This window comes from Lactobacillus sp. B3795 (assembly GCF_026535805.1).
Lineage (GTDB): Bacteria > Bacillota > Bacilli > Lactobacillales > Lactobacillaceae > Apilactobacillus > Apilactobacillus kunkeei_C.
The window spans coordinates 226,597-235,640 of the sequence record NZ_JAFNPE010000006.1 but is presented as its reverse complement, the minus strand read 5'-3'; the positions used below and the strand labels follow the sequence as shown (position 1 = coordinate 235,640).

The 9,044-nt window shown below is 37.7% G+C and carries 9 protein-coding genes and 2 tRNA genes; 10 read left to right on the top strand and 1 reads right to left on the bottom strand.

Annotated features, from left to right (window positions below; all coding sequences use genetic code 11):
- Window positions 1-3: 3 nt before the first annotated feature.
- From J3U50_RS04480 to J3U50_RS04470, 3 genes are all read left to right on the top strand, one after another.
- Window positions 4-75 (top strand) — tRNA-Gln (locus J3U50_RS04480).
- 83 nt (window positions 76-158) lie between these two features.
- Complete coding sequence (proC, locus tag J3U50_RS04475) at window positions 159-935, top strand: pyrroline-5-carboxylate reductase (RefSeq protein WP_301945645.1); 777 nt, start codon at window positions 159-161, stop codon at window positions 933-935.
- 21 nt (window positions 936-956) lie between these two features.
- The gene (locus J3U50_RS04470; RefSeq protein ID WP_034531866.1) at window positions 957-1,676 is read left to right on the top strand and encodes a GntR family transcriptional regulator; all 720 of its coding nucleotides are present in this window, start codon (window positions 957-959) and stop codon (window positions 1,674-1,676) included.
- 15 nt (window positions 1,677-1,691) lie between these two features.
- Here J3U50_RS04470 and J3U50_RS04465 read toward each other — a convergent pair whose 3' ends face one another.
- Window positions 1,692-2,423 (bottom strand): WecB/TagA/CpsF family glycosyltransferase, encoded by a 732-nt coding sequence (locus J3U50_RS04465; protein WP_301945644.1) that lies wholly within the window; start codon window positions 2,421-2,423, stop codon window positions 1,692-1,694.
- 98 nt (window positions 2,424-2,521) lie between these two features.
- Between J3U50_RS04465 and J3U50_RS04460 the strand changes: the two genes are divergently transcribed.
- From J3U50_RS04460 to J3U50_RS04430, 7 genes are all read left to right on the top strand, one after another.
- A complete protein-coding gene (locus J3U50_RS04460; protein ID WP_301945643.1) occupies window positions 2,522-3,994 on the top strand; it encodes a nicotinate phosphoribosyltransferase in 1,473 nt (490 codons plus the stop codon).
- A complete protein-coding gene (nadE, locus tag J3U50_RS04455; protein ID WP_301945642.1) occupies window positions 3,994-4,821 on the top strand; it encodes an ammonia-dependent NAD(+) synthetase in 828 nt (275 codons plus the stop codon). The genes J3U50_RS04460 and nadE overlap by 1 nt, the downstream gene beginning before the upstream one ends.
- 18 nt (window positions 4,822-4,839) lie before the next feature.
- Complete coding sequence (locus J3U50_RS04450; RefSeq protein WP_041152501.1) at window positions 4,840-5,256, top strand: hypothetical protein; 417 nt, start codon at window positions 4,840-4,842, stop codon at window positions 5,254-5,256.
- Window positions 5,257-5,358: 102 nt separating this feature from the next.
- Window positions 5,359-7,527, top strand: coding sequence for a Tex family protein (locus tag J3U50_RS04445; protein ID WP_302467396.1), 2,169 nt, complete (start codon window positions 5,359-5,361; stop codon window positions 7,525-7,527).
- Between the two features lie 10 nt (window positions 7,528-7,537).
- A complete protein-coding gene (locus J3U50_RS04440) occupies window positions 7,538-7,984 on the top strand; it encodes a SprT family protein (protein WP_053791529.1) in 447 nt (148 codons plus the stop codon).
- A 1-nt stretch (window position 7,985) separates the two neighbouring features.
- Window positions 7,986-8,861, top strand: coding sequence for a homoserine kinase (locus J3U50_RS04435; RefSeq protein WP_225349247.1), 876 nt, complete (start codon window positions 7,986-7,988; stop codon window positions 8,859-8,861).
- Window positions 8,862-8,928: 67 nt separating this feature from the next.
- A tRNA-Leu gene (locus J3U50_RS04430) sits at window positions 8,929-9,014 on the top strand.
- Window positions 9,015-9,044 lie beyond the last annotated feature (30 nt).

Below are 9,044 nucleotides of genomic sequence, written 5' to 3'. Positions count from 1 at the left end.
TATTGGGCTATAGCCAAGTGGTAAGGCAACGGGTTTTGATCCCGTGATGCGCTGGTTCGAACCCAGCTAGCCCAACTACTTGAAATGACTAACTTTTATAGTTAGTCATTTTTTTTATGTTATAATAAACACATCATTTTTAAGTTCTGGAGGTTGCTATGAAAATAGGTTTTATTGGTGTCGGAGCAATGGCAAAGGCAATGATTAAAGGATATATCAATTCTGGTCAAGTCAATGCTAGCGATATATATGTACATGCTCCACATAAGGAAAAATATCAAGAATTCGCAAAGACTACAGGGATTAACTGTAGCGACAGTAATCAAGAAGTAGCAGCAAGCAGTGACTTGGTTATTTTGGCAACAGGACCAAAACAAGTCGTTGATGCTTTAAAGGATGTTAGAGAAAACCTAGAAGGTAAGATTCTAGCATCAATTGCATGGCAAATTTCATTAGAACGTCTAGAAGAGTTAACTAGCTATGATTTACCAATCATTCGTTTAATTCCAAACGTCAACGTTGAGGTTAATGAAGGAATGTTAATCTATAAGGCTAACGAAAACCTAGTGGACCAAAGTTTGGCAGATACTGTTAAGAACTTAGAACTACTAGGTAAGATGATTGAGGTTTCTGAAGATAAATTTGATGTGTCAGGATCATTAATGGGATGTACTCCAGCATACGCTTATTTATTTGCAGACATCTTTAGTAGAAGTGCAGTTAACCATGGTTTAGACAAACAAACAGCAACTCAATTAGCAGCGCAAGCTATTCTAGGATCAATGAAGATGATTGAAAAATCTGACAAGTCACCAAGTGACTTAATTGATGATGTTTGTTCTCCAGCCGGTGGAACTATCAAGGGATTATTAGCATTGAAGAAGAGCGGTTTTGAAAAGGCCGTAATTGATTGTTTCGATGCAACGCAAGAATAGTAATGAAGGGATAGTGAAATAATGGCTTTGCCAATTTATATCCAAATTCATAATGAAATCAAAAAGAATATCGAAGAGGGTAAGTGGAAACTAGGTAGTCGCATTCCGTCAGAACGACAACTATCAACTGAATTTAACGTTAGTCGAATGACTTTAAGACAAGCAATTCAAACGCTTGTTGATGAAGGTATCCTAGATCAACGTGTGGGTTCAGGTACATACGTTTCCAATGAAAAGGTTCAAGAAAAGATGTCTGGGGTGACTAGCTTCACCGACATCATGTTAGCGCAAGGAAAACTTCCTGCCAGCAAGACCATTTCATATCACACACTAGAGCCTTCACTAAGTGAAATCGAAAAGTTAAACATCTCTCAAAACGACAAGGTATTGAGAATGGAAAGAATTCGTTACGGTGATGGTGTGCCCATTTGTTTTGAAATCGCCACAGTTCCTGAAAAGATTATCGATGGTTTAAGTAAAGATGATGTGACCGATTCATTCTATGCATCATTGAAGGAAAAGAAGAACCTAGTACCGAAAGTATCAAGACAAAACGTTTCAGCAACACTTGCTTCCGAAAGAATTGCTGAATACCTAGATATTAAAAAGGGGGATGCTATCCTGTTATTAAGACAGGTGACATCACTACAAAACGGTCAACCGTTTGAATACGTTCGTACTCAATACGTGGGCGAAAGATTTGAATTTTATTTAGATAGTAAAAAAAGTACATTCGACTAATGTCGATGTACTTTTTTATTTTGCTTCATTTTTCTTTTGTTTCTTTACTAAACGGATGAACTTTGGCAATGCCAACATACGTTTGAAACGGGTAGGTTCCTTGATTAAACGGTATAACCATTCAATGTGGTGGTTGATCCAAAATTGTGGTGCACGTTGAACGTGACCTGATAAAACATCAAAGCTACCACCTAAACCAATCCATAGACCATCGTTTACATGACGATATTTTTCGATGAAGTATTCTTGCTTAGGGAAACCTAGGGCAACAAATACCATATCAGGCTGATTTTGCTTGATTTCAGCGGCAATTTCATCGCTATCAGTAAAATACCCATCATGATATCCGGAAACGGTTAAATCCGGGTATTTTTGCGGAATAATCTTCTTTAAATCAGCGATTACTTCTGGTTTGGCACCCAAAAAGTATGCTGATTTATGATTTTGATTACCCCAGTTTAATAGGTCTAATAGGATGTCGTATCCGGTAATTCTTTCACTCATATCTGAACCTAAGATATTGGCACCCATAACGATACCAATTCCATCGGCAACTAGGTAGTCAGATTTTTTAATTGTATCGGTGTATTTTTGATCGTTTAAAGCATGCACAACGATTTCGGGATTAGCGGTGACGACAAAAGTATTTTCACGTTTATCGATTCTTTGCTTGGTGTTTTCCATGAAATCATTGAATGAACTGTTTAAAAAATCAAAACCTAAAATATTAACAGTTTTATTTTCCATTGCAATACCTTCAAATAAATTATTATGATTATTTCTTTAATTAATGATAAAATAAAAGACAATAAAATGCGACAAGTATTAGGAGGATTTCATAAAAAATGTCAAATGAATTTGATAATTTAACATTACATACTGATGCATATGAAATCAATATGATGCAAACTTACTTTCAAGCTGGTTTGCAAAATCGTCGAGCTGTATTCGAAGTTTACTTTAGAAAGATGCCATTCGAAAATGGTTTTGCCATTTTTGCTGGATTGGAAAAAGTAATTAACTATATTAAAGATATCAACTTTACTGATGATGATATTGAGTTCTTACGTTCTCAAAACGAATATACCGAAGAATTTTTAGAATATCTTCGTAATTTTAAGTTTACTGGATCAATTCGTTCTTTGGTCGAAGGTGAATTGGTATTCAATAACGAACCAATGCTTCAAGTTGAAGGAAACGTTTGCGAATGCCAACTAGTTGAAACAGCAATCTTAAACATCGTTAACTATCAAACATTGATTGCAACTAAGGCTGCTAGAATTAGAATGGCGGCAGGGGATGACCCACTACTTGAATTTGGTAGTCGTCGTGCTCAAGAAACTGCTGCGGCCATCTGGGGAACCAGAGCTGCCTACATTGGTGGATTCAACGCCACATCAAATGTTTTAGCAGGTAAAAACTTTAACATTCCAATTAGTGGAACTCATGCCCACTCATTAGTGGAACTATTCCAAGATGACTACAAAGCATTCAAGGCTTACGCACAAAGTCATCAAGAATGTGTATTCCTGGTTGATACTTTTGATACCTTAAAGAGTGGTGTTCCTAATGCCATCAAGGTTGCCAATGAAATGGGTGACAAGATTCATTTTGCTGGTGTCCGTATCGATTCTGGTGATATGGCATACCTATCAAAACGTGTCCGTGAAATGCTAGATGATGCTGGCTATCCAGATGCTAAGATTTTTGCCTCAAACGACTTGGATGAAAAGACCATCACTAGTTTGAAGATGCAGGATGCTAAGATTGATGTTTGGGGAATTGGTACCAAACTAATTACCGCATTCGATCAACCAGCGCTAGGTGCCGTCTACAAGATGGTATCCGTTGAAAATGATAATGGTGAAATGGTCGATACCATTAAGTTATCAAACAACGCTGAAAAGGTATCTACACCAGGTAAGAAGCAAGTATGGAGAATTACTGAACGCAAGGACGGTAAGTCAGAAGGAGATTACATCACATTAGACGATGAAAATCCAAATGATGAAGATAGTCTATACATGTTCCATCCCCAATATACTTACATTAACAAGACATTGACTGATTTTGATGCCAGACCTTTACTAAAGGACATCTACAAAGATGGTGAATTAGTTTATGAACAACCAAAATTGGCCGACATCAAACAATATTCAGAAGATGTATTATCATCACTATGGCCTGAGTACAAACGTGAGTTAAACCCACAAGAATACCCAGTTGATTTATCAACCAAATGTTGGAACAACAAGATGAGCATTATCAAAGATGTTCACGATAAAATCAAAAATAAGCAAGACAAGGGTGAATTGTAATGAGAGAAAAGCAAGCAGAAATCATTGATGCATTAAAGGTAAAACCATCAATTGATCCAAAAGAAGAAATCAGAAACAGTGTTGACTTTTTAAAGAGCTACCTAAAGAAAAACACTTTCCTAAAGACTCTAGTTCTAGGAATTTCAGGTGGACAAGATTCTACTTTGACCGGTAAGTTAGCACAAATCGCCATTAAAGAAATGCGCGAAGAAACTAATGACGATGAATACAAGTTTATCGCCGTTAGATTACCTTATGGAACTCAAGCTGATGAATCAGATGCAATGGATTCAATTGCTTTCATCGAAGCTGACAAGACTATCAGAGTAGATATCAAACCAGCTGCAGATGCTGCCGTTGCTTCTGTTGAATCTGATGGAATGGAAATTTCTGACTTCAACAAGGGAAACATCAAGGCAAGACAAAGAATGATTGCTCAATACGCGATTGCTGGTCAAACTCACGGTGCCGTTTTAGGAACCGACCATGCCGCTGAAGCCGTAACTGGTTTTTACACTAAGTTTGGTGATGGTGCTGCCGACATTACTCCATTATGGCGTTTAGACAAACGCCAAGGTAAGGCAATGCTAGCCGAATTAGATGCACCAAAGCATTTATACGAAAAGACTCCAACTGCTGACCTAGAAGATAACCGTCCGGCTTTACCTGATGAAGTTGCTTTAGGTGTAACTTACGACGATATCGATAACTACCTAGAAGGCAGAGAAGTTTCAAAAGATGCTGCAGAAAAGATTGAAAACTGGTATATTAAAACAGAACATAAACGTCATCTACCAATTACTATTTACGATGACTTTTGGAAGTAAGAAGGGAATTTTTTAATTATGAAGAAAAACAAGATGGCAATCTATGCCCCATTTTTATCTGATTTAATCACTAACACTAACAAGGTTGGTGAAGAAATGAGTCATGATTACGATCCGTTGGAAGAAGCCGTTGCTAACAACGATTACTCATCAATCGATTTAGCAAGCACAAAGGATACTTTCCAAAAGGGTACTGATAAGTACAAAGAATTCTTATCACAACTTGATAACGTACAAGTACCTGCCAAGGAACTAGGTCGTCACTCAATCCTAAAGGAAGCTTATGCTGACTACGTTAAGGGATGCCAAGACATGGTAGACAGTATCAAAGCTGATACCATTGAAGCAGATGCTTTTAATGAAGCTGGTAAGCTACAACAAGATAGCATTGAACGAGTATTTAAGACAGCTCAAAAAATTATGATGTCAATGTAATAAAAACAAAAGATAGTTGGTAAATATTACCAACTATTTTTTTATCTAAAAATGCAATGATATAATTAAAGACAAACTCAAATAAGAAATGAGATGAACGATTTGGATCAATCAATCATTAAAAAAATCAGAAAAGAATTAGGCAGCTATTCTGAAAAACAAATCTCTGCTGTTATTTCTATGCTAGAAGATGGGAATACCGTTCCTTTTATCGCCAGATACCGTAAGGAACGCACAGGTAGTTTGGATGAAGTGCAAATTAGAGAAATTGCCGATGCCAACACTAAAATTACTAACTTAGAAAGCCGTAAAGAAGAAGTTCTTCGTTTAATCGAAGAACAAGGTAAACTAACTGACGAACTAAAATCAGACATTGAAAAAGCCGAATCAATGCAAAGAGTCGAAGACTTGTATCTACCATACAAGAAAAAGAAGAAGACCAAGGCCATGATTGCCAGAGAACAAGGTTTAGAACCATTGGCTAAACTAGTTTTAACAAATGATGATTCCTTTGTGAATAAGGCAAAAGAATATGTGAATGTAGAAAAGGAACTAAACAACGTTGAAGATGTCTTGAACGGTGTTCATGAAATCCTAGCAGAAGATATCGGAAACGACGCCCATCTAAGAGAATGGATTCGAGAAGATACCAAGAAGCATGGTCAAATTGCCAGCAAGGCCAAAAAAGATGCCGATGAAAAAGACGAAAAGCACGTCTATGAAGATTACTATGACTTTTCACAACCAATTAACCAATTGAAGAACCACCGTGTCCTAGCGTTAAATCGTGGTGAAAAGGAAAAAGTATTGACGGTCAGCATTGATGTTAATACCAACGTTATCTACAAGTTCTTACAAGCAGAAACTAACCGTAAACGTAACGGCAAGTCAGCTGAATTTGTGAAGAATGCTTATGAAGATGCATACGCTCGTTTTATGAAACCAGCCATTGATCGTGAAATCAGAAATGAATTAACCGAAGAAGCTGATGAACACGCCATTAACATATTTGGTAGAAACTTGTATAACTTATTGATGCAAGCACCAATCAAGGGCAAGGTAGTGATTGGTTTCGATCCAGCTTACCGTACCGGATGTAAGTTAGCCGCAATTGACGATAATGGGAAGTTCTTGGATAAGTTAGTGATTTATCCACATAAACCAGCAAGTGATGCCAAACGCCAACAAGCTAAAAAGCAACTGGTTGATTTCATTAAGAAGAACCATGCCGAAATGATTGCAATCGGAAATGGAACAGCTAGTCGTGAATCAGAACAATTTGTTTCCGAACTAATTAAAGAAAATAATCTACCGGTATATTACGTAATTGTTAATGAAGCCGGAGCTTCTGTATACTCTGCAAGTCAAAATGCGCGTGATGAATTTCCTGACTTTCACGTTGAAGAACGTTCTGCAGTAAGTATCGGAAGACGTCTTCAAGACCCATTAGCTGAATTGATTAAGATTGATCCTAAGTCAGTAGGGGTTGGTCAATATCAACATGATTTGCCGGCTAAACAATTAGACGCCCAATTGGATCGAGTTGTGGAAACAGCTGTTAATAAAGTGGGAGTTAACGTTAATACCGCTAGTCCAGAGTTGTTAACCCATATTTCAGGGATGACTAAGACTACCGCCAAAAACGTGGTTAAGTTTAGAAACGAAAACGGTGAATATAAGACTCGTCAATCCCTATCAAAGGTACCTAGATTGGGACAAAAGACTTATGAACAAGCCATTGGTTTCTTAAGAATCCTAGACGGTAGTAATCCACTTGATAATACCGACATTCATCCGGAAAGTTACAAGATTGCTAACCAAATTGTGGATGAATTGAACTTAAGTTTGGATTCATTGGGAACAACTGAAATTAACCAAGCGTTATCCACATTCGATGTTGATAAGTTTATTAACGAAAATGGCTATGGAAAACAAACTGTATTAGACATCATCGATGGATTAAAACGACCTGGTAGAGACTTCCGTGATAACATGCCAACTCCAGTCCTAAAGCAAGATGTATTGAAGATTGAGGACTTAAGAGAAGGGATGCAACTACAAGGAACAGTTAGAAACGTAATCGACTTTGGTGCATTCGTTGATGTGGGTGTAAAACAAGATGGACTTGTGCACATCTCACAAATGAGTGATCAATTTATTTCTGACCCAAGTAGCGTTGTTTCCGTTGGGGACATTGTCGACGTATGGGTATTATCTGTTGATATTAAACGAAATCGAATTCAACTAACGATGATTAACCCGGAGAAGTGATAAAATTTAAATGAATGATCAAGAATTACAAACATTGGTGGAAAAGATTTCACAAGAATCATTCGCCAAACCATTTAAGCACCGTGCTTACTTTAATAGTCGTTTAAGAACCACTGGTGGAAGATACCATGTGGCCAGCCATGATATTGATATTAATCCTAAGATGCTAACCGAACATTCAATGGAAATATTGGTAGGGGTGATTAAACATGAGCTTTGCCATTACCATCTGCATTTGGCTGGGTATTCTGGAAAGCATAATACGTTAGCGTTTAAACGATTATTGAAGACGGTGGGGGGATCAAGATTTGCGCCGGCACCTGTGGACAAGCGTCCATTCAAATATGTTTGTACACATTGTGGACAAACTTACCGTCGTAAGCGTAGAATTGACACTCACAAGTATGTATGTGGAAAATGTCGTGGAAAACTAAAATTAGACACTGGAGATGATTAGTTTGGATAAAAAAATAATTATTCGAGTACCTGCTACATCAACAGGAATCGGAGCCGGAATTAATTCAATTGGAATTGCTTTTGGCTTATACTACACAGTTATCGTTGAAGAAGAAATGCAACACTGGCAAGTTAACCATGCATTGGGAGATGACGTGCCAAACGACGAAAACAACATTATCGTTCAAACCATCCTAAAGGTTGATCCAACCATCAAACCTCACCAATTGACTGTTATGTCAGATGTGCCAATTGGAAGAGGACTTGGCTCAAGTACTACAGCAATTGTTGCGGGAATCAAGATTGCTAATGCGTTAGGGGAATTAGACCTTTCATTAGACGATGAAATTAACATCGGTAGTAAGATTGAAGGCCACGCTGACGGTGTCGCATCTGCATTACTAGGTGACATTACCGTTTCTTACTTTAATGGAGAAATGGCTACAACAGTTAAGACCCAAATTCCAGAGGTAATTAACGCGTTAGTATACCTAACCAAGGATGACGGTAGTGACAAGGCTATCTATAAGAACCAAGTTAGCTCTGTAGACGCCGTAAAAGCCAGCAGTGCCACAAATGTACTAGTGGCCTCACTAATGAGCAATGAATGGACTAAAGCCACTGAAATGATGGAAAATGACGCTATTTACACCGATAACATCTATGAAGTAGTGCCAGAACTAGAAACCATCAGAAAACAAGCACATGAACTAGGTATTTACGGTACGTTCTTAAACCAATCACACCGTTGTGTAATTACATTTGGTACCGAATCAGAACTAAATCAATTACGTGACAGATTAAACGTCGGTAAACTAGACGGAGTCATGAGATTGATTAAGGTCGATCATAGTGGTGCCACTGTACGCGGTGAATAAAAAAATTTAAAACACCTATTGCAAAGTAGGGAAAAATCACATATAATAATATTTGTGATTTTTTATTGCGGCCATGGCGGAATTGGCAGACGCGCAAGATTAAGGATCTTGTCGGGATTATTCCCGGTGGAAGTTCGAGTCTTCTTGGCCGCATTAATGAGAAATCATTATCACATATAATAA